Origin of the sequence: Pseudomonas sp. NFACC46-3 (assembly GCF_900114515.1) — a bacterium.
GTDB lineage: Bacteria > Pseudomonadota > Gammaproteobacteria > Pseudomonadales > Pseudomonadaceae > Aquipseudomonas > Aquipseudomonas fluorescens_Q.
This window is the reverse complement of sequence record NZ_FOTH01000001.1, coordinates 812,940-836,767: the sequence shown is the minus strand read 5'-3', so window position 1 is coordinate 836,767 and position 23,828 is coordinate 812,940. Positions and strand designations below refer to the sequence as shown.

At 60.5% G+C, this 23,828-nt stretch carries 22 protein-coding genes and 2 pseudogenes; 16 read left to right on the top strand and 8 right to left on the bottom strand.

Going from position 1 to position 23,828, the window contains the following annotated elements:
• The first annotated feature begins 15 nt into the window (after positions 1-15).
• Both BM300_RS03525 and BM300_RS03520 read left to right on the top strand, forming a co-directional pair.
• A complete protein-coding gene (locus tag BM300_RS03525; RefSeq protein WP_092412696.1) occupies positions 16-1,311 on the top strand; it encodes a dicarboxylate/amino acid:cation symporter in 1,296 nt (431 codons plus the stop codon).
• Positions 1,312-1,321: 10 nt separating this feature from the next.
• Entirely contained in the window at positions 1,322-2,836 is a 1,515-nt protein-coding gene (locus tag BM300_RS03520; RefSeq protein WP_092412694.1) for a cysteate racemase, read from the top strand.
• Positions 2,837-2,979: 143 nt separating this feature from the next.
• Here BM300_RS03520 and BM300_RS03515 read toward each other — a convergent pair.
• Positions 2,980-3,165, bottom strand: a pseudogene (locus BM300_RS03515) (helix-turn-helix domain-containing protein); the annotation flags it as partial.
• On the opposite strand from BM300_RS03515, the pseudogene BM300_RS31515 reads away from it, so the two are divergent.
• A pseudogene (locus BM300_RS31515) lies at positions 3,131-3,442 on the top strand (winged helix-turn-helix transcriptional regulator). The pseudogenes BM300_RS03515 and BM300_RS31515 sit on opposite strands and share 35 nt — an antisense overlap.
• Positions 3,443-3,472: 30 nt before the next feature.
• Here BM300_RS31515 and BM300_RS03505 read toward each other — a convergent pair.
• Positions 3,473-3,961 carry a hypothetical protein gene (locus BM300_RS03505; RefSeq protein WP_092145379.1) on the bottom strand — a complete coding sequence of 163 codons (489 nt, stop codon included), beginning with the start codon at positions 3,959-3,961 and terminating at the stop codon, positions 3,473-3,475.
• Positions 3,962-4,059: 98 nt separating this feature from the next.
• Here BM300_RS03505 and arsN2 point away from each other — a divergent pair, with 98 nt between their 5' ends.
• The gene (gene arsN2, locus BM300_RS03500; RefSeq protein WP_256571493.1) at positions 4,060-4,527 is read left to right on the top strand and encodes an arsenic resistance N-acetyltransferase ArsN2; all 468 of its coding nucleotides are present in this window, start codon (positions 4,060-4,062) and stop codon (positions 4,525-4,527) included.
• On the opposite strand, the gene chrA is transcribed toward arsN2, so the two are convergent.
• Positions 4,524-5,882: a chromate efflux transporter gene (chrA, locus tag BM300_RS03495; protein ID WP_092412692.1), complete on the bottom strand. Its 1,359-nt coding sequence runs from the start codon at positions 5,880-5,882 to the stop codon at positions 4,524-4,526. The genes arsN2 and chrA overlap by 4 nt on opposite strands.
• Positions 5,883-6,061: 179 nt before the next feature.
• Between chrA and BM300_RS03490 the strand changes: the two genes are divergently transcribed.
• The 6 genes from BM300_RS03490 (at position 6,062) to BM300_RS03465 (ending at position 14,861) form a co-directional block, all read left to right on the top strand.
• On the top strand, positions 6,062-6,721 hold the full coding sequence (locus BM300_RS03490) for a ribonuclease T2 family protein (protein WP_092462013.1): 660 nt from the start codon (positions 6,062-6,064) through the stop codon (positions 6,719-6,721).
• Positions 6,722-7,056: 335 nt separating this feature from the next.
• Positions 7,057-8,628, top strand: a complete 1,572-nt coding sequence (locus tag BM300_RS03485; RefSeq protein WP_092223862.1) for a sensor domain-containing diguanylate cyclase — start codon at positions 7,057-7,059, stop codon at positions 8,626-8,628.
• Between the two features lie 205 nt (positions 8,629-8,833).
• The gene (locus tag BM300_RS03480) at positions 8,834-11,410 is read left to right on the top strand and encodes a bifunctional diguanylate cyclase/phosphodiesterase (protein ID WP_092344357.1); all 2,577 of its coding nucleotides are present in this window, start codon (positions 8,834-8,836) and stop codon (positions 11,408-11,410) included.
• Positions 11,411-11,479: 69 nt separating this feature from the next.
• Complete coding sequence (gene xth / locus BM300_RS03475; protein ID WP_063322144.1) at positions 11,480-12,274, top strand: exodeoxyribonuclease III; 795 nt, start codon at positions 11,480-11,482, stop codon at positions 12,272-12,274.
• 117 nt (positions 12,275-12,391) lie between these two features.
• On the top strand, positions 12,392-13,216 hold the full coding sequence (locus tag BM300_RS03470) for an arylamine N-acetyltransferase family protein (RefSeq protein ID WP_092223865.1): 825 nt from the start codon (positions 12,392-12,394) through the stop codon (positions 13,214-13,216).
• Positions 13,217-13,340: 124 nt separating this feature from the next.
• Positions 13,341-14,861, top strand: a complete 1,521-nt coding sequence (locus BM300_RS03465) for a nucleobase:cation symporter-2 family protein (protein ID WP_092145391.1) — start codon at positions 13,341-13,343, stop codon at positions 14,859-14,861.
• Between the two features lie 110 nt (positions 14,862-14,971).
• Here the strand turns inward: BM300_RS03465 and BM300_RS03460 are convergent, their stop codons facing one another.
• Complete coding sequence (locus BM300_RS03460) at positions 14,972-15,322, bottom strand: hypothetical protein (protein WP_063322141.1); 351 nt, start codon at positions 15,320-15,322, stop codon at positions 14,972-14,974.
• A gap of 260 nt (positions 15,323-15,582) precedes the next feature.
• On the opposite strand from BM300_RS03460, the gene BM300_RS03455 reads away from it, so the two are divergent.
• Positions 15,583-16,404, top strand: coding sequence for a shikimate 5-dehydrogenase (locus BM300_RS03455; protein ID WP_092223869.1), 822 nt, complete (start codon positions 15,583-15,585; stop codon positions 16,402-16,404).
• Positions 16,405-16,410: 6 nt separating this feature from the next.
• Here the strand turns inward: BM300_RS03455 and BM300_RS03450 are convergent, their stop codons facing one another.
• On the bottom strand, positions 16,411-17,058 hold the full coding sequence (locus tag BM300_RS03450) for a YceH family protein (protein ID WP_092145395.1): 648 nt from the start codon (positions 17,056-17,058) through the stop codon (positions 16,411-16,413).
• Positions 17,059-17,188: 130 nt separating this feature from the next.
• Here BM300_RS03450 and BM300_RS03445 point away from each other — a divergent pair, with 130 nt between their 5' ends.
• The gene (locus tag BM300_RS03445; RefSeq protein WP_063322138.1) at positions 17,189-17,698 is read left to right on the top strand and encodes a DUF1993 domain-containing protein; all 510 of its coding nucleotides are present in this window, start codon (positions 17,189-17,191) and stop codon (positions 17,696-17,698) included.
• A gap of 217 nt (positions 17,699-17,915) precedes the next feature.
• On the opposite strand, the gene sstT is transcribed toward BM300_RS03445, so the two are convergent.
• Positions 17,916-19,148, bottom strand: coding sequence for a serine/threonine transporter SstT (gene sstT, locus BM300_RS03440; RefSeq protein WP_092223871.1), 1,233 nt, complete (start codon positions 19,146-19,148; stop codon positions 17,916-17,918).
• A 282-nt stretch (positions 19,149-19,430) separates the two neighbouring features.
• Here sstT and BM300_RS03435 point away from each other — a divergent pair, with 282 nt between their 5' ends.
• On the top strand, positions 19,431-20,582 hold the full coding sequence (locus BM300_RS03435) for an MFS transporter (protein WP_092344359.1): 1,152 nt from the start codon (positions 19,431-19,433) through the stop codon (positions 20,580-20,582).
• Here the strand turns inward: BM300_RS03435 and nhaR are convergent.
• Positions 20,579-21,475, bottom strand: coding sequence for a transcriptional activator NhaR (gene nhaR / locus BM300_RS03430; RefSeq protein WP_092145403.1), 897 nt, complete (start codon positions 21,473-21,475; stop codon positions 20,579-20,581). The two genes, BM300_RS03435 and nhaR, sit on opposite strands and share 4 nt — an antisense overlap.
• A 139-nt stretch (positions 21,476-21,614) precedes the next feature.
• On the opposite strand from nhaR, the gene BM300_RS03425 reads away from it, so the two are divergent.
• Both BM300_RS03425 and BM300_RS03420 read left to right on the top strand, forming a co-directional pair.
• Positions 21,615-21,866 (top strand): hypothetical protein, encoded by a 252-nt coding sequence (locus BM300_RS03425; protein WP_063322134.1) that lies wholly within the window; start codon positions 21,615-21,617, stop codon positions 21,864-21,866.
• A gap of 26 nt (positions 21,867-21,892) precedes the next feature.
• Positions 21,893-22,642 (top strand): TerC family protein, encoded by a 750-nt coding sequence (locus BM300_RS03420; protein ID WP_092145405.1) that lies wholly within the window; start codon positions 21,893-21,895, stop codon positions 22,640-22,642.
• A gap of 71 nt (positions 22,643-22,713) precedes the next feature.
• Here BM300_RS03420 and BM300_RS30955 read toward each other — a convergent pair whose 3' ends face one another.
• Entirely contained in the window at positions 22,714-22,878 is a 165-nt protein-coding gene (locus BM300_RS30955) for a hypothetical protein (RefSeq protein WP_170862005.1), read from the bottom strand.
• 224 nt (positions 22,879-23,102) lie between these two features.
• Between BM300_RS30955 and BM300_RS03415 the strand changes: the two genes are divergently transcribed.
• Positions 23,103-23,780, top strand: a complete 678-nt coding sequence (locus BM300_RS03415; protein WP_092345076.1) for a hypothetical protein — start codon at positions 23,103-23,105, stop codon at positions 23,778-23,780.
• The last annotated feature ends 48 nt before the right edge of the window (positions 23,781-23,828 follow it).

The window sequence follows — 23,828 nt, the reverse complement described above, 5'->3', positions numbered from 1 at the left end:
CTTGAGGACAGCTCCGTGAAGAAGAATAAGCTCCCACGTCGAATTGCCATGGGCATTGCCCTGGGCGTACTTGTTGGTTGGGCGTGTCACTATTTCGCAGGGAGCGAGCAAAGTGCCAAAGAGATCGCCAGTTACTTCTCGATGGTTACTGATATTTTCCTGCGCATGATCAAGATGATCATCGCGCCGCTGGTTTTTGCGACGCTGGTCGGGGGTATCGCTAGCATGGGTAGTTCCCGTTCCGTCGGCAGGATCGGGGCCCGGGCGATGGCCTGGTTTGTCACCGCCTCGGTCGTCTCGCTGCTGATCGGCATGGGGCTGGTCAACCTGTTTCAACCCGGTGCCGGGCTGAACATGGACGTGGCCCAGCACGCAACGGCGGCCGTGCCGGTCAACACCGGCGACTTCAGTCTCAAGGCGTTCATCGGTCATGTGTTTCCGCGCAGCATTGCCGAAGCGATGGCCAACAACGAGATCCTGCAGATCGTGGTGTTCTCGCTGTTCTTCGGCTTTGCACTGGCCGGCGTGAAACGGGCGGGTTACACCCGGATCACCGATTGCATCGAAGAACTGGCGAAGGTGATGTTCAAGATCACCGACTACGTGATGGCGTTTGCGCCGATTGGGGTGTTTGCCGCGATCGCCTCGGCCATTACCACCCAGGGGCTTGGCCTGCTGGTGGATTACGGCAAGCTGATTGCTGAGTTCTACCTGGGAATCCTGATTCTCTGGGCGCTGCTGTTCGGTGCCGGTTACCTGTTCCTTGGTCGCTCGGTTTTCCACCTCGGCAAGCTCATCCGCGAACCGATTCTCCTGGCCTTTTCCACCGCCAGCAGCGAGTCCGCCTACCCGAAGACCATCGAGGCACTGGAGAAATTTGGTGCGCCCAAACGCGTGTCCAGTTTCGTGTTGCCCCTCGGTTACTCGTTCAACCTCGACGGTTCCATGATGTATCAGGCGTTCGCCATCCTGTTTATCGCCCAGGCCTACAACATTGATTTGAGTTTCACGCAGCAGTTGCTGATTCTTCTGACGCTGATGGTCACCAGCAAGGGCATGGCCGGTGTCGCGCGGGCTTCGGTGGTTGTGGTCGCGGCCACGTTGCCGATGTTCAATCTTCCCGAGGCGGGGCTGCTGTTGATCATCGGCATCGACCAGTTCCTCGACATGGCCCGTACCGCCACCAACGTGGTGGGTAACAGCATTGCGACGGCGGTTGTCGCCAAGTCCGAACCCCACGAAGAGGCCGACGAGGACGAGGGCGCAGGTGCCCCGGTTCGGTCGCGATCCGAGCCGGTGCCGGTGGCTTGAGGATACGTTCATGAAGGCTAAAGCGAAGTCGAGTCACAAGGCTTCTGTGGTGCGCAAGTTGGGCATCGTCGGTGGGCTTGGGTCTCTGGCCGGGGGCGATCTGTTCTTCAAGTTGGTCAAGTCCCGGGCGGTGCTCGAGGATCAGGGGCGCTACCATTTCCTGTTCGAACAGCACCCGTTCAAGGACGTGCTGCTGCCGCTGGACCAGGGCGCGAGCATGACGTCGCGCAAGTTTTATGTGTTCCAGGTGTGCAAGTCGTTCGAGGACAGTGGCTTCGATGCGGTGATGCTCCCATGCTTCGCCAGTCATACCTTTCGCGCTGAAATCGAGGAGGAACTGGGCATTCCCGTGCTGGACATGATGGCCGCCTTGACCCGGCACGTCAGCCACACGGTGCCGCCCCAGGCGACGTTGGGGGTGATCGCCTCCGACTTCGTGCGCCATTGCGGATTGTTCGAGCGATATTTTGGGAAAGACTTCCGGATTGTTTACCCCGACGCAGACGCTCAAGTGGGGTTGATGGAGGCGATGTACGGCCTCAACGGCATCAAGGACGGTCATCTCGAAGGCGTGCCGCTTGAGGCGGTCTATCGGGCGTGTCTCTCATTGCAGACCCAGGGTGCGACGGTGATGCTGCCCGGCATGACCGAGCTGTCCCTGGTTTGTGCCGATTTGCAGCGTCGCGGGATCACCGTGCTGGACATCAATGAGATCTACGCCGACTTCGCGACACTGGACCAGCAGCCCAGGCGCCCACCTTTCAAGCTGGGCATCGTGGGAGGTGTCGGGCCTGCCGCCACAGTGGATTTCATGGCCAAGGTGGTGGCCAATACCCCGGCGGGAAAGGACCAGGACCACATCAAGATGGTGGTCGAGCAAAACCCGCAGATACCGGATCGGACGGCCAGCCTGCTGCGTGATGAAACCGACCCGACGATGGCGATGTATGCCACCTGCAAACGCCTCGAAAGTGCTGGCGCCAATGCCATTGCGATTCCCTGCAACACCGCCCATGCCTTCGTCGAGCGGATCCAGGCCCACCTGAGGGTGCCTATCGTGAACATGTTGAGTGAGACGGTGGAGTGGATCGCGCGGACCTATGGTTCGGGCAAGGCGATTGGCCTGCTGGCGACTTCCGGTACGGTGCAGAGCCAGGTCTATCACCAGGCGGCGCGCCATGCCGGGCTCCAGGTCCTCACGCCAGGTGTCGATTACCAGGCGATGGTCATGGACGCCATCTACGGACCGCGGGGTATCAAGGCTGGCTTCACACAAGGGCTCTGCAAGGAGCAACTGTTGCTGGCGGCCGAGCATCTGTGCGAGCTGGGGGCCGGGGTGTTGATCCTGGGATGTACGGAGTTGCCGCTGGTGCTGGCGCATTGCGATGCGTTCGATATCAATGGGCACAGGGTGGCGCTGGTTGATCCGACGATGATTCTGGCGTTGAAGTGTGTGACGTTGGCGCAGAGGGCTGAAAAGCCGATGAGCGTTCTGAAAACGTCGAAGGATGTTGCTGCTATCTGACGGTTGAAATTTGGCTCTTGTGGCGAGGGAGCTTGCTCCCGCTTGAGTGCGAAGCGCTCACAAAAGGGGCTGCTACGCAGCCCAGCGGGAGCAAGCTCCCTCGCCACAATGAGTCAGGCCACAATAAGTCAAACCTGAATCTATCAAACCACCTTGGTGTGGTTGGCCGGCCCACGCAACGCCGCAATGTCCCGCTTGGGCGGCACACCAAACAAACGGGCGTATTCGCGGCTGAACTGGGAAGGGCTTTCATAGCCCACCTTGAAGGCCGCACTCGCCACGTCCACGTGCTCATTGAGCATCAAGCGTTTTGCTTCGTTCAACCGCAGCCTGCTCAATCAACGGATCTACCGCTTTGGGGAACTGCGAAAGGCCATTCCCGGCATCACGCAATACATGTTGACGGCGCAACTTCGCGAACTGGAAAGAGATGGCCTGGTGTCTCGCGCTGTGTTCGCAGAAGTGCCGCCGCGGGTGGAATACGAAATCACGCAAAGACCCGAGGGCTTGGGCCGACGATGGAGGCGCTGACGACCTGGGGCGGAATATGGCAACAGCGTGCCTGTGAAGGGGACCTCGCGCGGACGCAAAGCCAAAGACCGTTGAAAGGGCGACCTCAAGGGTCGCCCATTTGCGTTAAAGCCCCAGGCCTTGCTCTACCAGCGCGAGCAAGGTGTCCTCGTCCAGCATGGCGGGTTCTGGACGCGGTTGTTCGCTCAGGCGCAGTGCCTGGATATGCCAGAGCGATTCACCATGTTCGCCAAGTTTGCGTACGATGCAGTGTTCCTGCCCCTTCATATGAACTTCAATACATCCCTCTCCCTTGGACGAGAAACGTGCAATGGGGTCGAATGAAATGCGGTGATGATTGCCTTCGATCACCAGTTGATCGATGGCGTAGCTGTACGTCGAACCGCTGGAATGACTTTCAAATACATGGGTGGGGTTGCGCCGAATGTCCAGGCCGGCCTCGCACACGGGCGCCAGCCAGATTTCGATCTGGCGATACAGTTCGTAGACCTGGGCGGGCCAGTGTTCGATCGCCAGGTCGGCGCAATTGTCGGTATCCGCGCGGGTTTGCTGGGTTTTCCTCAGTTTGGCCGCTAGCTCGTCTGCCTTGCTCATGTCGATTCCCTGTCGTGATGATAGGTTGAGCTTAGCTGATGGGCTGGGGGGTCATTTGCGCTGGGTCATGGGGTGGTGTGTTGTTGAGTTTCGGTGCGATGACGATCACCGGAACAATTTACGAGGAGCAAGTCATGCACATGAGAATACTGAGCAACAACGACCTGGGACCTTTGCGCGATGCGCTCACCCTGGCCGGTCTACCCATCGACGATCTGGCGTATCCCGGTCGACAGTTCTTCAGCTTCAGCGACCAAGATGTTGTTGTGGCGTTTGGTGGCATCGAGGGGGAGGGGGCTGACCGGTTGCTGCGCTCGCTGGTTGTCCTCGAGGGGCAGCGGGGGAAGGGCGTTGGCGCGGCGGTGTTGGCCGCTATCGAGGCGTTTGCAAAACGTGAGGGTGTAGAGCAGCTCCATCTGCTGACTGACAGTGCCGCCGCGTTTTTTACCAGCCAGGGCTATCAGGCGCGGGACCGATCGCTGGCGCCTGCTTCGATCGGTGCGACGGCCCAATTCAAAACCTTGTGCCCGGCTTCGGCGACCTACCTGGGCAAACGTCTCGTCTAGCGCAGCAAGTGCACCGCCAGCCCAGCCAGCCCGCACGCGATCAACACCTGGATCACCCCCAGCTTGTAGCGAAACAGCGCAACGGCCGCTGCGATTGCGATGATTGCCGACGGCCAGTCCAGGGTACCTGCAAAACCATTGGGCCAGAGTACGTGGTAACCGAAGAAGCACGCCAGGTTGAGGATCACCCCGACCACCGCCGCGGTGATCGCAGTCAGCGGCGCGGTGAATTTCAGCGCGTTGTGCGTCGACTCCACCAACGGGCCGCCGGCCAGGATGAACAGGAATGAGGGCAGGAACGTGAACCAGGTCACCAGCGTGGCCGCGACGGCCCCGGCGAGAAACGCCTGTTCGGGACCGAACACCTGCATCACGTAGCCTCCGACGAAACCGACGAAGGCCACGACCATGATCAGCGGCCCGGGCGTGGTTTCGCCCAGGGCCAGGCCGTCGATCATTTGTGTCGGTGTCAGCCAGCCGAAGTGGCCGACGGCACCCTGGTACACGTAGGGTAAAACCGCATAGGCACCGCCGAACGTCAACAATGCAGCCTTGGTGAAAAACCAGGCCATTTGCGTCAGCGTGCCTTCCCAGCCGAACACCGCGGTCAGCAGGCCCATTGGCAACGCCCACAGCAGGGCACCGATGATCGACAGCCGGGCGAGCCTGAAAGCGCTGAACCGGACGTGCTCCGGGGGCGGGGTGTCATCGTCGATCAATGCCGGGCCGAAGGATTGGTGCTTGTCATCGTGGCCGCCCAGGCTGAATTTTTCCGGTACCCAGCGACCCCCCAGGTAACCGATGACGGCGGCACCCAGCACGATCAGCGGGAAGGGCACGTTGAAGGCGAATATTGCGGTGAACGACGCCGCAGCGATCGCCCACAGCCAATTGTTCTTGAGTGCGCGGGAGCCGATCCGGTGGGCGGCATGCGCCACGATTGCCGTTACCGCTGGCTTGATGCCGTAGAAAATGCCCGCCACCACCGGCACTTCGCCAAAGGCGACATACAACCAGGACAAGGTGATGAGGATGAACAGTGAAGGCAGTACGAACAATGCCCCGGCGATGATCCCGCCCCAACCGCGGTGCATCAGCCAGCCCAGGTAGGTGGCCAGTTGCTGGGCTTCTGGCCCCGGCAGCAACATGCAGTAATTGAGGGCATGCAGGAATCGTCGTTCGGAAATCCAGCGTCGGCGCTCCACCAACTCCTGGTGCATGATCGAGATCTGCCCCGCAGGGCCGCCGAAGCTGATGAAGCCTAGTTTGAGCCAGAACCAGAAGGCCACGCGCAGGCTGACGGCGTCGGGTCGGGTCAGGGGCTGTTCGTCATCGGTTCGGGTCGATTTGCTCATGGGCGACGGGGCACGTAAAAGTCAAAGGCGATCTACGTTATGGGGCGTTACGCAATTTAGATAGCCCCCCGGCAAGGTTTGCTTGTAAAAAACAGCCCTTCAGAGATTTGAAACACAAGGTTGGAACAATCATCGCCCGATCATCTTGCTTTCGCACAATCGCCCCAAGGAGTGGGTCAATGAAACAACGTCTTGCCATTGTCGTGCTGATGGTACTGACACTGGGTTCCATGGGAGCGGCCAATGCCCGCGAATCCGGCAATGCACGGGCGCAATCCGTGGCCGGGGTATTCGATTACTATTTGCTGGCGCTGTCCTGGTCGCCGACGTTCTGCCTGACTCACCAGAAGGATGCGCAGTGTTCCGGCAAGGGCTACGGCTTTGTGCTCCATGGCCTCTGGCCGCAATACACCCGGGGCGGCTGGCCGCAATCCTGTGCGCCCCAGGTGCCGTTGACGGCAGCGGAGCAGCAGAAGGGCCTGACCTTGTTTCCCACCCGCAAGTTGATGGCGCATGAATGGTCCAAGCACGGCACTTGCAGTGGCCTGGGCGCCATGGGCTACCTGGAGGTTGCCGACAAAGCCTTGGGCGCGGTGAAAATCCCACCGCAGCTGCAACCGCTCAACTCCTCGTATTATTTCGAGGCTGATGAAATCATCCGGCTGTTCCGCCAAAGCAATCCAGGCATTGCGCCAGAGGGCATTGCGGTGATTTGCAGCGGACCTCAATTGTCGGAAGTGCGAGTGTGCATGGACAAGGACCTGGCGTTCGCCGCGTGTGGCAGGGGCGTCAGGACACAATGCCGGGCCGGGGAGATCCGGGTGCCCCCGGTACGGTGAGAGCCACAAACCTGGCCTGTGGCGAGGGGATTTATCCCCGTCGGGCGCGCAGCGGCCCCCAAAAAACCAGGCAACTCGGTGTGCCAGGAAGATTGAGTTCACTGCTTTAGGACTGCTGCGCAGCCCAGCGGGGATAAATCCCCTCGCCACGGGGAATTTCTTCGTTCTGAAGAGGGCATTTTTATCGGCTGGCAGGCGGTTTTTTGGATCCACTGCAGCCACCCATCGGCTCTGCTGCACAGGCAAATTGCCGCCTCACAAGCGGTAGGCTAAGCTCACGAATATTGGGGGCTTTGAGCGAATTCGCTCATGTTTTGCCCCCTTCAGGAATTCGCTTGCCTATCCCTATTCTCGATCCTTTCCATGCCCCTGGCGGTGCCTTGAAGCGCCTGCCGTTGCTCAAGGCAGCGGTGACGTTTATCGCGGCGGTGTGCCTGTGCTTGTGCGGTTTGCTTTACCTGCAGCTGGAACAGTCCCGCAGCCACGATCTGGAGTCGGCCCGCGTCGCTTCGGCGACCCTTACCCGGGCCATGGCCCAGCAGGCCCAGGACACCTTTCTCCAAGCTGATCTGGTGTTGGCCAGCCTGGCGGATTGGATCCAGGTCGATGGCTATGGTCCCGCCGTACAGCCGCGCTTGCAGCAAACCTTTGCCCGACGTGTGCAATCGCTTGAGCAGTTGCATGGCCTGTTCCTGTTCGACAAGCACGGCCACTGGGTGGTGACCTCTTTTGACAACCTGCACAGGGGCGCAGGGGTGGCGGATCGGGAGTATTTTACTTTCCACGAACAGAATGCCTCCTTGATCGCTCATATCGGCCCGGCAATCCGCAGCCGGCAAAACGGCGAGTGGATCATTCCCGTTTCCCGACGTTTGAACGATCAGGATGGCAACTTCCAAGGCGTGTTGATGGCCGGCATCAAAATGTCGTACTTCGACCGATTTTTCAGGAGCTTCAGTCTGGATGATCAAGGCGAGATGGCCCTGGCCTTGTCTGACGGGACACTGTTGGCGCGTCGCCCTTTCGATCAGGCGCGAATCGGTCATCCGCTGGGTGAAGAGAATATCTTCAAGCATGACGCGGCAAGCGTGATGGCCAGCGATGCAATCATCCGATCAGCCATCGATGGCGTCGTCAGGCTGTATGGGCACCAACATTTACAGGCTTATCCGCTGGTGGTCAGTGCCGCGGTGTCCGAAGAAGCGATCCTGTTGGGGTGGCATGACAGGGCTTTCCAATCCAGTCTGATTGTCGGCCTGGTGGTGCTGGGCATTTGCTTGTTCGGCTGGGTATTCGTGCGCCAGGTACGTAACAGCGAACGGATCGAGGCTGACTTGCGCAAGGCTCAGGAAGCGTTGGAGCTGATTGCCACCCATGACAGCCTCACCGGGCTGGCGAACCGGCGTCTGTTCGAACGGGCCTTGGACGTCGAATTCGGGCGGGGCGCCCGTCAGCGCAGTCCCTTGAGCCTGATCATGCTCGATATCGATTTCTTCAAGCGCTACAACGACGCCTATGGGCACGTGGCCGGGGACCATTGCCTGGCGGAAGTGGCCAAGGTGCTCAAGGGCTGTTGCCATCGCAAGGCCGATCTGGCGGTGCGGTATGGCGGCGAAGAGTTTGCGGTTTTGTTGCCCGACACCAATCTTTCGGGGGCCATGGCGTTGGCCGAACAGATCCGCCGCAGCGTCATCGACAAGCACATCATCCATTCCGGCTCTCCGACCGGTTACCTCACGGTGAGCCTGGGCTGCTATGCCTTTGTGCCCAGCAGCCTGGACAGCATCGAAGTCTTCATCCAGCGGGCCGATGCGGCGCTTTACCAGGCCAAGTACAGCGGCCGCAACCGTGTGGCGGTGCTATCGACGGAAGGTGGGCTCGATACACTGGCGCGCTCGGATCGTTGAGATCGGTTGGAATCATCGGCAACGTGCCACGGTCCATTGTTCAGACACTGCGCTGGTGCCATAGACGAGGTGTGTAGGTTCTTTCGCAAAAAACCGTGGGCTCGCCAAATGATCAGGCAGCGGGTGCTAAGGTTGGGAGCATGACTGGCCGCGGATCCTCACCGTTCTCGATCGGAGCCAGCGTTGACAGGACAGGAGCAGATCAATGGATTCCGCTGCCGATACCCCTTCAAACACTGCGCGCCACACACCGATTACCCGTCGCCTGGTGGTGGCGGTCGGGGCACTATTTGTCCTGGGCGTTCTGGTGGCGGTTGCCGCGTTGTTCAATATTGCGCAAAAGCTGGACGCGGAGGATGTGCGCAAGACGCATTTCTATATCGAGCGTGCCCTCGAAAATCGCATTACCGCTTCGAAAAACTACATTGCCAGTTATGCCTACTGGACCACGGGCTACGAGCGCCTCAACGGTGAAGTCGATGTGCAATGGGCCTACGCCGAACAGAACATGGGCAAGACCCTGTTCACCAATGATGAATACGAGGGTGTGTTTGTCATTGATCGGCAACGCACCAAATATGCCGTGGTGCGCGGGCGCAATGTCCAAGGTGATGCCGCGATGTATATGAATGCATCGCTGACGGACCTGGTCGACCAGCTCCAGGCGCAGCCCGACCTGACGATGTCCATGACCCGCTACACCTTGTTCGAGGGCTGGCCGGCCATCATGACGGCTTCGGTGATCCTGCCCAACGACGAACGGCCCCAGGTCGAGTCCAAAGGCACCTCGGTCTTGCTGTTCGTCGACCAACTGACGCCGGTCAAGCTGCGCAAGTTGGGCAAGAGTTATGGCCTCACCGACTTGAATCTCAAGAAAGACACCGAGCTTGAGCCCGGCCAGCCGGCCGTGTCGCTGGACAGTACCGGTTTCAGCCTGGTGTCTCGCCTGGAGCGGCCGGGCCAGCAATTGCTCTGGTCCCTGTTGCCGCCGCTGGGTGGCGCGTTGCTGATTCTGGCATTGCTGACCGCTTACTTTTCTCGCTATGCGTTGCGCACGGCACGGCATGTGGACGCCAGTTACGACCGGCTGGAACAGTCGGCGCATGCCCTGGAGGCCAGCGAAGAGCGCTTCCGGGCCGTGGCCGAGGCGGCTTCCGACTGGATTTGGGAAATCGATGGGCAGCAACGCATCACTTACCTGTCGGGGCGTTTCAATACGGTCACCGGGTTTTCCGACCAGCAATGGCTGGGGCAGGACATCGAACAACTGCTGTATTGCGACACCACGCCGATTGCCCTCTGGCTGGGCAAGTTGACGGAGGAACAGAACGCCAGCAACTTGCGCTGTTCCTACCGTGATCATTCCGGGCAATTGCGTTTCTGCCGTGTATCGGCACGCCCGATCTTTAACAAGGCTCAGGTGGTGGGCTATCGCGGCACCGCCAGTGACATCACCGATGAAGTGGCGGCCCATGCCCAGGTCCAGCACCTGTCGATGCATGATGCACTGACCGGCCTGCCGAACCGTAACAAGCTGGCGCGACACCTCGATGATGCGCTGGTGGCCAAGGAGCATTCCGCGCCGCTGACCTTGCTGATGGTCGACCTGGACAACTTCAAGCCGATCAACGACTCCCTCGGCCACCCGGCCGGCGACGCGGTGTTGCTGGAAGTGGCCCAGCGACTGCGCGACTGCACCCGCGAGCAAGACCTGGTGGCCCGCCTGGGAGGGGACGAGTTCGTGGTAGTGCTCAATGGGATGGAGCACACCACTGAGATCGATCGATTCTGTGAGCGGCTGATCGACAGCCTGCAGCAGCCGATCCTCTACGAAACCCATTCGTTGCACATCGGCGCGAGCATTGGCATCGCTGTCAGCCGGCGCCAGGGGTATGTACCCGGAGAACTGATCCGCTGCGCCGACATTGCCTTGTACCAGGCCAAGTCCGAGGGCAAGAAAACCTGGTGCTATTTCGCTTCGCAGATGAACGATCAGATCCAGCATCGTCGCCAACTGGAGAGCGACCTGCGCCAGGCGGTGAAGAAAAACGAATTCGTCCTGCATTTCCAGCCGCGCTACACCGTCGATGGTCGGGAGATCGTGGCGGTCGAGGCGTTGGTTCGCTGGCAGCATCCGACCCAAGGCCTGTTGAGCCCCGACGCCTTTATTCCATTGGCCGAGCAAACCGACCTGATTGTCCCGCTTTCGCGATGGGTATTGCGCGAGGCCTGCGAAACCGCACTGACCTGGCCGGGAGAATTGATGGTCTCGGTCAACCTGTCACCGGCGCAGTTCGAGCGCAGCGATGTGGTGGAGGATGTGCGACAGGTGTTGATCGAAACCCGTTTCCCGGCGAGTCGCCTGGAACTGGAGATCACTGAAAACGTGATGCTCAACGACGTTGATGGCGCTCTGCAGGTCATGAATGCCCTGAAGGAACTGGGCGTGCGCTTGAACATGGACGATTTCGGTACCGGTTATTCGTCCCTCGGTTATCTGCGCACCTATCCATTCGATGGCATCAAGATCGACAAGCGCTTCATTGCTTCGATGAGCAACAGCAGCAATGACCGCGCCGTGGTGCAGGCGATCATCAACCTGGGCAAGGCCATGGGGCTGACGGTGACTGCCGAGGGCGTGGAAACCCTGGCCCAGCTCGGCTCACTGGGCTCGGACCAGTGCCACGAGGTGCAGGGTTATTTCCTCAGCCGGCCGATCGACAAGCAAGCCTTTGCACGCTTATTGGAGAGTGGCCTGCCCCTGCCGAAAACGGGTTCCTGAAAACCTGTTGCAACCACCCAGTCCGGTTGTCGGTCACAACTGTGACTGGGCATTTCGAGTTCTGGCGCTATGAAAAACCTTCGGATCGCGACCTTCAATATCAATGGCATCCGGGCCCGGCTGCCCAACCTGCTGGAATGGCTGGAGCGGGAAAAACCCGACATTGCCTGTTTGCAGGAGCTCAAGGCCGTGGACAATGATTTCCCGGCGGCGGAACTGGAGTCGGTGGGGTACGGGGCGATCTGGCATGGGCAGGCGTCCTGGAACGGCGTCGCGATCCTGGCCCGTGACGCGCAGCCGCTGGAGAGCCGCCGAGGCCTGCCTGGTGGGGATGACGACAGCCACAGTCGCTATCTGGAGGCGGCGGTGCATGGCGTGCTGGTGGGCTGCCTGTACCTGCCCAACGGCAATCCGCAGCCGGGTCCCAAGTTCGACTACAAACTGGCGTGGTTCGAACGGCTGATCGACTACGCCCAAGGGTTGCAGGCCAGCGATCACCCTGTGGTGCTGGCCGGTGACTACAACGTAGTTCCCACCGACATGGACATTTACAACCCGCGCTCCTGGCTCAAGGATGCGCTGTTGCAGCCAGAAAGCCGCGCGTGCTACCAGCGACTGCTGGACCAGGGCTGGACCGATTCGTTGCGCCACCTGTATCCAGATGAGCGGGTCTACACTTTCTGGGACTATTTCCGTCAGCACTGGCAGAAAAACTCCGGGCTGCGCATCGATCACCTGCTACTCAACCCGGCGGCCAGCGCGTACCTGAGCGAGGCCGGCGTGGACGCCTGGGTCCGGAACCAACCCCACCCCAGCGACCACGCGCCCACCTGGATCCGGCTGGCGTCACGCAAGCGGCGGTGACCAGGCGAGGCATCCCGGTCGATTGTTGTCTCTGTGAGGGGAATGCCTTATACCTGGCGCCCAACACCGGTGCGCTTGTCGTGAGCGTAGCGCCGACCCTGGAAAAGGACACCCCTCATGAGTCACCTCCAACTGAGCGACACGGCCCGCTATCTGCTGCGCCTGGGTTTCGACACCCCGCCAGCGCCGACCCTCGACACGTTGCGTCAACTGCAACGGCGCCATACCGCCGAGTTCCCTTTTGAAACCCTGTCGACGTTGCTGCGTCAACCCGTGCCCATCGACCTTGAATCGGTCGAACGAAAAGTGTTCGAACAAGGGCGCGGCGGCTATTGCTATGAACTCAACCAACTATTTTTTGCGCTGTTGCTGGAGTTGGGTTTCGACGCCCGCGGCATCACCGGGCGCGTGGTGATGAACGCGCCTGAAGGCTCTTGGGCTGCCCGGACCCACCGGTTGAGCCTGGTGACGTTAGACGGCGTGCGCTACATCACCGACGTCGGCTTTGGTGGCATGGTGCCCACTGCGCCGTTGCTGCTGGACAGCCGTGAGGCCCAAACCACCCCCCATGAGCTGTACCGCATCGAAACCCATGCGGACGGTTACCTGCTGCGCGCCAACGTCGACGACGAATGGCGGCCAATGTATCTGTTCGATCTGCAACGCCAGGAAGACATCGACTACACCCTCGGTAATTGGTACGTCAGCAGCCACCCGGAATCCCCGTTCATGGGCCGGTTGATGGTTGCACGCACCGGTGACGGGTTGCGCAAGACCTTGAACGGCAACAGCTACGCGGTGCACCGGATAGGGCAGCAGAGCGAACGCCGGGTGATCGCCGATGCCGATGAGTTGATTGACTTGCTCGAACAAGAGTTTGGCCTGCGCGTACCGCCGCGCGAGCTGTTGCGACCGGCGATTGTGAAGGTGCTCCAGCCATAAGAAGGCTGTTGGCCGGGGGTACCTGTTCCTGGGTAGGGCAACAAGTTGTATACAACTATATGGACATTTGTCCTGAATTTTGAATACAGTGTGCCCATAACAAAAAACAGGGAATCCCCGAACCATGAAAACGCCCCATGTTTCACTCCCACGGCCCGAGGACGAAAACCTTGGCGTCGGCGCGAATATGGCTTACGGCCTGCAACATGTGTTGACCATGTACGGCGGCATCGTCGCCGTGCCGTTGATCATCGGCCAGGCGGCCGGGCTCTCGCCCGCGGACATCGGTCTGTTGATTGCCGCGTCATTGTTCGCGGGGGGCATGGCAACGTTGCTGCAAACCCTCGGCCTGCCGTTTTTTGGCTGTCAATTGCCCTTGGTGCAGGGCGTATCGTTCTCGGGCGTGGCGACCATGGTGGCGATTGTCGGCAGCGGCGGGGAAGGCGGCTTTCAAGCCATCCTGGGCGCGGTGATCGCCGCGTCGCTGATTGGTTTGCTGATTACCCCGGTGTTTTCGCGCATTACCCGGTTCTTTCCGCCGTTGGTCACCGGCATCGTGATCACCACCATCGGCCTGACCCTGATGCCGGTAGCGGCGCGCTGGGCCATGGGTGGCAACAGCCATGCCGCTGATTTTGGCAGCATGGCCAATATCGGCCTGGCGGCGGTGACCCTGGTGCTGGTGCTATTGCTGAGCAAAATGGGCAGCGCAACCATCTCCCGGTTGTCGATTCTGTTGGCGATGGTCATTGGTACCGTCATCGCCGTGTTCCTTGGCATGGCGGACTTTTCATCGGTCAGCCAAGGCCCGATGTTCGGCTTCCCGACACCGTTCCATTTCGGCATGCCGACTTTCCACATCGCCGCGATCCTGTCGATGTGCATCGTGATCATGGTGACCCTGGTGGAAACCTCTGCCGACATCCTGGCGGTGGGCGAGATCATCGACACCAAGGTCGACTCCAGGCGCCTGGGTAACGGCTTGCGGGCTGACATGCTGTCGAGCATGATCGCGCCGATCTTCGGTTCCTTCACCCAAAGCGCCTTTGCCCAGAACGTCGGGCTGGTGGCCGTGACAGGAATCAAGAGCCGTTTCGTGGTGGCGACCGGTGGCGTGTTCCTGGTGGTACTCGGGCTGCTGCCGTTCATGGGCCGGGTGATCGCGGCGGTGCCGACCTCGGTGCTGGGCGGTGCCGGTATCGTGCTGTTCGGCACCGTGGCTGCCAGTGGCATCCGCACGCTGTCCAAAGTCGATTACCGGAATAACGTCAACCTGATCATCGTCGCCACCTCCATTGGTTTTGGCATGATTCCCATCGCCGCACCGAATTTCTATGACCATTTCCCGAGCTGGTTCGCGACCATTTTCCATTCGGGCATCAGTTCTTCGGCGATCATGGCGATCGCGCTGAACCTGGCGTTCAACCACTTCACCGCCGGTAACTCCGACCAGCAGTCGGTTTTCGCCGCCGGCACCGAGCGAGTGTTGCGCTATCAGGACCTGGCAGCGCTACGTGAAGGTGATTACTTCAGCGATGGCAAGCTGCACGACTGCGATGGCAACGAGATTCCCGTGGTGGCTGAGCCTGTTCACGGGGCGGCGGAGCATGCGCCGATCCGTCTGAAAAGCAGCGAGCACGTCTGACAATTCCCTGTGGCGAGGGAGCAAGCTCCCTCGCCACAGGGGTTATCCAGTGGACACGAAAAAGCCTGGGATCAATGATCACAGGCTTTTTTGTGCCGCCCGGGAGCCGGTTACCAGCGGCCGTAATGACCCCGGGGTGGGCCGTAGTAATAGCCCCGTGGTGGCCCGTAATACACCGGTGCCGGGCGATAGTAGATCGGTCGCTCTACATACACCGGCTGCGGCTGGTAGTAGACCGGTGGCGGGGCCTGGTAGTAGACCGGCTGCGGCTGGACATAGACCGGTTGCTGCACATACACCGGCCGATCACGGTTGATGATGGCTGAGCCAACGATGGCCGAACCGACGATGGCACCAAAAACGGCGGGCCCCTCCCAACCACCACGACCGTGGGCGGATGCCTGGCCGGTGACCGCGAGTGCCCCCATGAGCAGGGCGATGATGGGAAGTCTACGATTCATGGCTGTTCCTCGTTTCGGCCCCGGCGCCTGTGGTCTGCAACAGACCCGATGAGGGTCGCGGGGATACTTGCTATGACAGCGATTTTCTCAGGATTTGCAACGCCGTTGGGTAAATATTGTGTAAGGTCTGTAGCGCTTTTATTGACCGCGCCGGGTCATCCTGTGGCCTGAGATAGGGCCGGGCCTGGCGGTATCATCATCGAATAGACCTTTCGCGACGGCCCTTCCATCTGTCCGAAAGTGAATGCAAGGAGACACGCATGCAGATCAATCCCAACAAAGACACCCAACTGTGCATGTCGCTCTCGGGGCGTCCCGGAAACTTCGGCCTGCGTTTTCATAATCACCTGTATGAACAATTGGGCCTGAATTTCTATTACAAGGCGTTTAGCAGCCAGGATTTGCCTGGAGCCGTGGGCGGTATCCGTGCCCTGGGGATTCGTGGATGCGGTGTGTCGATGCCGTTCAAGGAAGCCTGCATTGCCCTGGTGGATGAGCTGGATCCTTCCGCCGCCGCGATCCAGTCGATCAATACGATCGTCAATACCAACGGCCATCTGAAGGCCTACAACACCGACTACATTGCCATCGCCCAGTTGTTACAAAGCCACGCGGTGCCCAAGGACTCGACCTTTGCCTTGCGCGGCAGCGGCGGCATGGCCAAGGCTGTGGCCAGTGCCTTGCGCGATGGGGGTTACCAGAACGGGCTGATCGTTGCCCGCAATGAAGCCGCGGGGCGAGCCCTGGCCGAGTCCCTGGGATATGAATGGCAAGCTGACCTGGGTACCCGGCGGCCGCAGATGCTGATCAACGTCACGCCGATCGGCATGACTGGCGGCCCGGAGGCCGATCAGTTGGCGTTTGAGCCCGAGACCATCGTCGCGGCCGAGACTGTGTTCGATGTCGTGGCGATCCCGTCGGAAACGCCACTGATCGTGCGCGCCCGCGCCGAAGGCAAGCGGGTCATCACCGGGCTGGAAGTCATTGCGATCCAGGCCCTGGAACAGTTCGTGCTGTACACCGGCGTGCGGCCCAACCTGGAGCAATTTGAAAAAGCCGTGACCTTCGCCCGGTCGGCGTAGGCACTGCTATTCCAGCCGCGACAGGCGTTCTTCCAGGGCTGCGATCCGGGCTTCGAGTTCTTCGATGCGCTCCAGCGAGACAGCGCCACCGGCTCCACGCTCCAATGGGTGCTGGCGGGCGGCGAGAATCGCTTCGATGTCCGCCGGATCGCCCATGGCGTGCACATAGCGGTCTTCGCGCTGGCCGGCCTGGCGTGGCACCAGCAGCGCCAGTCCCCGGGCGATCAGGCGCTCAAGCTGGTGCACCACTTGTTCGGCGTCTTCGAAGTCGTGCATCCGACCGCTGCGGGTCAGTAGCTCATTGACTGTTTGCGGGCCACGCAGGAACAGCAGGCCCATCAGGACCACCTGGGCTGGCACCAGCTCCAGGGCTTTGTCGACCCGATGTTCCCAGCGGTCGGCGCGGCTGCCCATCACCAGTTTGGTAAAGCCGCGACCTTCCAACGCCCGCAGGCTCTGGCCGACCTGGCCCGGGTTGAGGTTCATCACCGGTTCGCGGCTGGTTTTCTGGTTGCAGGCCAGTACCAGGGCGTTGAGCGTCAGCGGGTAGGTCTCAGGGTTGGTGGCCTGTTTTTCGACCAGCGCGCCGAGGATGCGGATTTCCGTGCTATTGAGCCGTGGTTCTTCAGCCTGCTGTTGTTCTTCGATGCTCATCGCGCGTTCCCTATGCTGTGGAAGCCGCCTAGCCTAATCCTTGCGCAATAAAAGACAAGTCGTGCAACAAGCCGTGGCTATAATCGCAGCCGTTTGATTCATTCTTTCCTGCCACCTGCATGAGATTGCCATGACTATTTCCCTGTACGCCGCTTCCGTCCCGGTTTTCAAGCAGATGCTCAACGCGTTGAGCGACGTTCTGAACAAGGCCGAAGCCCACGCCACCGCGAAAAACATCGACCCGAACGCCTTCCTGCAAGCTCGCCTGTACCCGGACATGTTCCCGCTGGTGCGCCAGGTACAGATCGCGGTGGACTTCGCCAAAGGTGTGTCTGCACGCCTTGCCGAGATCGACGTGCCGAAGTATGAGGACACCGAGACCACGTTCGCCGAGCTGCAAGCCCTGATCGCCAAGGTCTTGGCCTTTATCGACGGCATCAGCCCTGCGCAGATCGATGGCAAGGAAGGCATCGAAATCGTTACCCGTCCAGGGACGCCGAAAGAGAAGCGCTTCAGCGGCCAGAATTATCTGCTGACCTACGGCCTGCCGCAGTTCTTCTTCCACGTCACCACTACTTATGCCTTGCTGCGCCACAATGGCGTGGAAGTGGGCAAGCGCGACTACATGGGCGCGTTCTAACCCGCCGGCATGAAAAAGCCCGGGACGGTGTGGGCCGTTCCCGGGCTTTTTTGTGGCTGTCACATCCTCGGCGGATATACCGCCGCTATCGCGAGCAAGCTCGCTCCCACAGGGGATCTGTTGTGTAGCGGCTATTGTGTGAGCGCCGCTGCCCTCTGTGGGAGCGCTTGCTCTGGGCGGCGATCCGACGATGACGACCGAATAGCCACCGCAGTTGTTACGCCGTACGCGCGAGCTTCTCTTCCTCACCCAGGCACGCCGCCGCTGTGAACAGCACATCCGTAGACGAATTCAACGCCGTCTCCGCCGAGTCCTGCAGGACACCGATGATGAAGCCCACCGCGACCACTTGCATGGCGATTTCGCTGGGAATGCCAAACAGGCTGCACGCCAGGGGAATCAGCAACAGCGAACCACCGGCCACCCCGGATGCGCCGCACGCGCAAATGGCCGCGACAACGCTCAGCAGCACGGCTGTTGGGATATCCACTGCGATACCCAGGGTATGCACGGCCGCCAGGGTCAGTACGGTGATGGTAATGGCGGCACCCGCCATGTTGATGGTCGCGCCCAGGGGGATCGACACCGAATAGGTGTCTTCGTGCAGGCCCAGGCGTTTGCTCAGCTCCAGGTTCACCGGAATATTCGCCGCCGAACTGCGCGTGAAAAATGCCGTGATACCGCTCTCGCGCAGGCAGGTGAATACCAGCGGGTAGGGGTTGCGACGCAGTTTCCAGAACACGATGAGTGGGTTGACCACCAACGCCACGAACAGCATGCAGCCGATCAGTACGGTGAGCAGGTGCAGGTAACCGAGCAGCGCGCCGAAGCCGGAAGTGGCCAAGGTCGAGGCTACCAGGCCGAAGATCCCCAGTGGGGCGAAGCGAATGACCACGCGCACGATGACAGTCACGCCATTGGACAGGTCTTCGAGCACGGTGCGGGTGGTCTGACCAGCATGACGAATGGCGATGCCCATGCCGATGGCCCAGGCCAGGATGCCGATGAAGTTACCGTCCATCAGCGCCCGGACCGGGTTATCCACCACGCTCAGCAGCAGGCTTTGCAGCACCTCGCTGATGCCCCCGGGCGCCGTGACCGCGACGTCTTGGGTCGATAGCACCAGGCTGGACGGAAACAGTGTACTGGCAACCACCGCGACCACCGCCGCGGCGAACGTGCCCAGCAGGTAGAGGAACAGGATGGGGCGGATATGGGTTTCCTGGCCGTGCTTGTGGTTGGCGATGGATGCCATGACCAGCACGAATACCAAAATCGGTGCTACGGCCTTGAGCGCGGACACGAAGACCTTGCCGATGAATGCGGTGGACTTGGCCACGTCGGGCGCCAGCCATGCCAGGACAATACCGGCGATCAGACCGATGATGATTTGCGTCACCAGGCTGGTGCGTTTGAGGCGTTGCATAGGGGTAACGGACGAAGCTGTCATAGCGGCATCTCTGATTTTATTGTGTGCGACGGTCGACGAGTCAGGGCAACAAGCGGGCAGGCCACATGAGCGGACCGTGGGAAAGTACGGCGTTTGCAGGCCGCGGACTTTATCACAGCCGGTAACAAATCTGACGGACCTGTGACAGTCCGTCACCCTTATCCGGGGCCTGGCATGCGTTTGTAAGACGCGCGCATTCTGTTAGGCTTTGCCGTTCTCACTTTCTTACTGCCAGCGGGCCCTTGGGCTAACGCTGGTGTCGTCGTTTCGCTGGAGTTCTGCATGCTGTTACCCATTTTCCTGTTGTCGGCCGCCGGTTTTACGGTGCTGACCACGGAATTCGTCATCGTTGGCCTGTTGCCCTCTATCGCCCGCGACTTGCAGGTCAGCATCCCCCAGGCCGGCCTACTGGTGACGTTGTTCGCGTTTACGGTGGCGGCGTTCGGGCCATTCCTGACGGCCTGGTTCGCCCGCTTTGAGCGGCGCAAGTTGTTTATCGGCGTGCTGGTGATGTTCGGTCTGGCCAACATGCTCGCCGCCGTTGCCCCCAACATCTGGGTGATGGCCGTTGCCCGGTTGATCCCGGCCCTGGGCCTGCCGGTGTTCTGGGCGCTGGCCAGTGAAACGGCGGTGGACATTGTCGGGCCACAGTTGGCCGGGCGGGCCATCGCCCGAATCGGCTTTGGCATCGTCTGTGCCACGGTGTTCGGCATTCCCGTGGGCACGTTGATTTCCGATGCGTTTGGCTGGCGCAGTGCGTTCGCGATCCTGGCGGTCATCGCCTTCGCCAAGGCCTTGCTGCTGTTTATCTACTTGCCGAAAACCAACCTGCACCAGCATCAGGTGAGCTTTCGTTCGCAATTCAAGATCCTGCGCAGCCCGTTGATGCAAGGGCATGTGCTGTTGTCGATCCTGGTGTTCAGCGGCATGTTCACCGCCTATACCTACCTGGCGGATATCCTCGAACGCCTCGCTGGGTTCGATGGCACCCTGGTGGGCTGGTGCCTGATGGGCTTCGGCGCCGTCGGGCTGCTGGGCAATTCCCTGGGCGGTCGGGCGGTGGACCGGCATCCGTTGATCGCATCGATGGTCTTCTGCCTGTTCCTGATCGGCGGCATGGTGGCGTTGGTGCCGAGCATTCATTCGCCCCTCGCGCTGGCGGCGGCAATGGGCATCTGGGGCGTAACCCAGGCGGCCTTGTTCCTGGTCAGTCATGTGCGGCTGATGAAGGCGGCTCCGCAGGCCCCGGCCTTTGCCGCATCGTTGAACATCGCCGGGGCCAACCTGGGGATTGGCCTGGGGGCGATGGTCGGTGGCCGGGTCATCGATACCTTGGGCCTGGGCAGTGTCGGGTTTGCGGCGGCCGGGTTCATCTTCATATCGATCCTGCTGGCGTTGCTGCTGATGACCTTCAAACCTCGTGTTGCCTGCTAAGCGCTGAACAACTCGCGACGAGCGCCTTCGGCAATCGCGACGATGCCGGGGTGGCTGACCTTGCGCTCCACGGAAATGGCGTAGAAGGATTCGCTCACCGCATTGGTCTGGCCGATCACTTCTACGCCGTACTGGCGCTTGACCTCTTCGGCGATCACGCTCGGGCCGATGAAAATCCCGCTGCCTGATTGGCCGAAGGCCTGCATCAATGCGCTGTCGTCGAACTCGCCGACGATACGCGGCTGGATCTGTTGCTCGGCGAACCAGCGTTGCAAGCGACTGCGCACCACGGTTTCCGGCCCGGGAATCAGCAGTGGAGCGTCATGCAGGCCGTGGGGGAAATCCTGCCCGTAGCGTTCGGCCAGCGCGGCGGTGGCGAAAAAGCTGATCCCGCATTCTCCCAGTTTCTGGCTGTAGCCCTTGATGTCCAGGTGGGTCGGCATCGGGCTGTCGGAAATCACCAGGTCCAGACGCTGGATTGCCAAGTCCGCCAGCAACCGTTCGAGCTTGTCCTCGCGACAGGTGATGCGCAGCGGCTCACTCAACTCCATGGTCGGCGCGAGCAGCCGGTAGACGATGGATTTGGGCACCACATCCGCCACCCCGACCCGAAACAGGGTTTGCTGCTCGTTGGGCTGGGCTCGCAGCATCAATTCCAGCTCGCCACCCAACTGGAACATGTGTTCGGCGTAGGGCAAGGTCTGGCGGCCGGCCTCGGTCAGTTCCAGCTGCCGTCCGACGCGGCGAAACAGCTTGATGTTATAGGTCTGTTCGAACAGGGAAATCTGCCCGCTGATGGTCTGTGGGGTCAGGTTCAACTGCTCGCAGGCGCGCACGATGCTGCCGGTTTTAGCCACCACCCAGAAATAATGCAGTTGTCGATAGTTGAGCATGGGATCACGTTGCTTCGTAAAAACCGAAGTATAACCGCTGAAAATACGAATTTTCCTGAAGTATTCGCGTCTCTAGAATGCCTTGCCATTGGTGGGCCACTTTCGTGCTCCTTTTATTCTCCCAAGAGGCATTCATTCCATGACATACAAATCCCTGGGGCTGGCAGCCCTGCTTGTGATGTCCGTAACGACACTGGCGGGTTGTGAACAGGCTGAGAAAAGTGCCCAGCAACTGATGGGCCAGGCTGCGGAAACCGCCAAGCAGGCCATTGATGACACCCACAAGGCCGCCGAACAGGCGATCAGCGAAGCCACCGGCGGGTTGATCAGCCCGAAGAAAAAACCGGCGGACGAAGCTGACGAAACACAAACCCCGACCAAAACCATCTAACACGTCACATCAGTCAGGACTGACCCATGGATTATCTTCTACAGCTCGCCGCCAGCCCCACCGCGTGGATCGCCCTGGCAACTCTGGTGGTCATGGAAATCGTGCTTGGCATCGATAACCTGATCTTCATTTCGATTCTGACCAACAAGCTGCCCGCCCAGCACCGTGCCAAGGCGCGGCGGATCGGTATCGGCATGGCGCTGATCCTGCGCCTGGGCTTGTTGAGCACCATTGCCTTCATTGTGCAGTTGACCGAACCGGTTATCGAAATCCTGGGCCAGGCGTTCTCCTGGAAAGACATGATCCTGATTGCCGGCGGCCTGTTCCTGCTGTGGAAAGCGACCACTGAAATTCACCACAGCATGGACCCTGCACCGAATGACCCCAAGTCGGCCACGTCCGCCGTGACCCTGGGCTTTGCTGCAGCAATCGGTCAGATCCTGATGTTGGACCTGGTGTTTTCCATCGACAGCATCATCACGGCTGTGGGCATGACCGAACATTTGCCGATCATGATCATCGCGGTCGTTGTGTCGGTGTTGGTGATGCTGCTGGCGGCCGAGCCGCTCGCCAAGTTCATCAATGACAACCCGACGGTGGTGATGCTGGCCCTGGGTTTCCTGATCATGATCGGCATGACGCTGATCGCCGAAGGCTTCGGTGCCCATGTGCCCAAGGGCTATATCTATGCGGCCATGGCGTTCTCGGCGGCGATCGAAGTGTTGAACATGTTGTCCCGTCGGGCCAGGGAAAGGGCGTTGGCCGACAACGCCTGATGCCAGGCAGACAGAAGCCACCCGGGTCCAGGCCCGGGTGGCTTTTTTGTTAGGGTTTGAAAAGCGAATGCTCAGTGTGCGGTGGCGTGGTGTCGCGCGGGTTTTCTGGTTTTTTCCGATTGCGCAGGTGGTGCGTGATGATGGCGCCGGGTGATCCGGAGCACACCCCACAGCATGGCCGTGGCTACGCTCAGCCAGCCGAATATCAGCATCAGAATTGTCGTGGTCAGGCTCATCTGTGCCTCCTTTTTATCCCGGTCCGGGATCACGCACCTAATACATGGACAGTCTAGTCGTCCAAGTGTTGCAGGTAATCGATCCGTGGCGCTCGGGCACGGATCGGTTCGTTCTATCGCGCTCGTAAAACTGCCGTTATGGCTATACCCAGGGCTGTGCGCGCCTTATGATCGTCGACCCAAGCCTGGCCCCGGATGCCGGGCGTCTGAACAAGAGAGTCATCATGTCGCCGGTTATTTCATCTTTTCGATCACTGGTCCTGACGCTGTCCTGCCTCGTTGCCCTGGTGGGGTGTGCGGGCAGTGTGTCGCCGCAGGTACAGCGCCTGCCCGAGCGGGTGGAACTTAACAGCGTGCCGTTCTTTCGCGGCGAAATGTACCAGGGCGCCCCGCAGTCCCTGGCTGCCCTGCTGACGTTGCAAGGCACGGTGATCACGCCGGGGCTGCTGGAGAAACCGTTGCACCTGCCGGGTGGCGAAGCCGGTTTGCAACTGAATATGCAGACCCTGGCGCGTGAATACGGGTTGCTGGTATATCCCCTCGACGCCAAGCTGCCCGCGTTGTTGGAACAGGTCGCGGCGGGCTATCCGGTGCTGGTGCGCTATATCGACGGTTCGGCGTTCTGGGCCGAGCCTCGGTATGGGATTCTCGCCGGCTACAACCGTCAGAAGCAGACGGTATTGCTGCGCTCAGGCATGAACCGGCGGCAATTGATGAGCTTCAGTGCCTTCGAGTCGGCCTTCCAGAGCGCGGGTGGCTGGGCGGTGCTGGTCCAGCGACCTACGCAGCTGCCGGCCAATGTCGACTCGCAGCGGTGGCTCAAGGCGGCGGTCGAATTGGGCGGGGCAGGGCAGGAACAAGCCGCGGCGCGGGCCACCAAGACCTTGGAAGCGGCGCATTGATCGCTCACCCCGTTCGTCACTTGCCGGGCACAACCAGGCAGGTCTGAA

Coding starts and splice junctions, on each gene's coding strand:
- BM300_RS03520 (WP_092412694.1), top strand. CDS start 1,322: ATGAAGGCTAAAGCGAAGTCGAGTCACAAGGCTTCTGTGGTGCGCAAG.
- BM300_RS03505 (WP_092145379.1), bottom strand. CDS start 3,961: ATGAGCAAGGCAGACGAGCTAGCGGCCAAACTGAGGAAAACCCAGCAA.
- arsN2 (WP_256571493.1), top strand. CDS start 4,060: ATGACGATCACCGGAACAATTTACGAGGAGCAAGTCATGCACATGAGA.
- chrA (WP_092412692.1), bottom strand. CDS start 5,882: ATGAGCAAATCGACCCGAACCGATGACGAACAGCCCCTGACCCGACCC.
- BM300_RS03490 (WP_092462013.1), top strand. CDS start 6,062: ATGAAACAACGTCTTGCCATTGTCGTGCTGATGGTACTGACACTGGGT.
- BM300_RS03480 (WP_092344357.1), top strand. CDS start 8,834: ATGGATTCCGCTGCCGATACCCCTTCAAACACTGCGCGCCACACACCG.
- xth (WP_063322144.1), top strand. CDS start 11,480: ATGAAAAACCTTCGGATCGCGACCTTCAATATCAATGGCATCCGGGCC.
- BM300_RS03470 (WP_092223865.1), top strand. CDS start 12,392: ATGAGTCACCTCCAACTGAGCGACACGGCCCGCTATCTGCTGCGCCTG.
- BM300_RS03465 (WP_092145391.1), top strand. CDS start 13,341: ATGAAAACGCCCCATGTTTCACTCCCACGGCCCGAGGACGAAAACCTT.
- BM300_RS03460 (WP_063322141.1), bottom strand. CDS start 15,322: ATGAATCGTAGACTTCCCATCATCGCCCTGCTCATGGGGGCACTCGCG.
- BM300_RS03455 (WP_092223869.1), top strand. CDS start 15,583: ATGCAGATCAATCCCAACAAAGACACCCAACTGTGCATGTCGCTCTCG.
- BM300_RS03450 (WP_092145395.1), bottom strand. CDS start 17,058: ATGAGCATCGAAGAACAACAGCAGGCTGAAGAACCACGGCTCAATAGC.
- BM300_RS03445 (WP_063322138.1), top strand. CDS start 17,189: ATGACTATTTCCCTGTACGCCGCTTCCGTCCCGGTTTTCAAGCAGATG.
- sstT (WP_092223871.1), bottom strand. CDS start 19,148: ATGACAGCTTCGTCCGTTACCCCTATGCAACGCCTCAAACGCACCAGC.
- BM300_RS03435 (WP_092344359.1), top strand. CDS start 19,431: ATGCTGTTACCCATTTTCCTGTTGTCGGCCGCCGGTTTTACGGTGCTG.
- nhaR (WP_092145403.1), bottom strand. CDS start 21,475: ATGCTCAACTATCGACAACTGCATTATTTCTGGGTGGTGGCTAAAACC.
- BM300_RS03425 (WP_063322134.1), top strand. CDS start 21,615: ATGACATACAAATCCCTGGGGCTGGCAGCCCTGCTTGTGATGTCCGTA.
- BM300_RS03420 (WP_092145405.1), top strand. CDS start 21,893: ATGGATTATCTTCTACAGCTCGCCGCCAGCCCCACCGCGTGGATCGCC.
- BM300_RS30955 (WP_170862005.1), bottom strand. CDS start 22,878: ATGAGCCTGACCACGACAATTCTGATGCTGATATTCGGCTGGCTGAGC.
- BM300_RS03415 (WP_092345076.1), top strand. CDS start 23,103: ATGTCGCCGGTTATTTCATCTTTTCGATCACTGGTCCTGACGCTGTCC.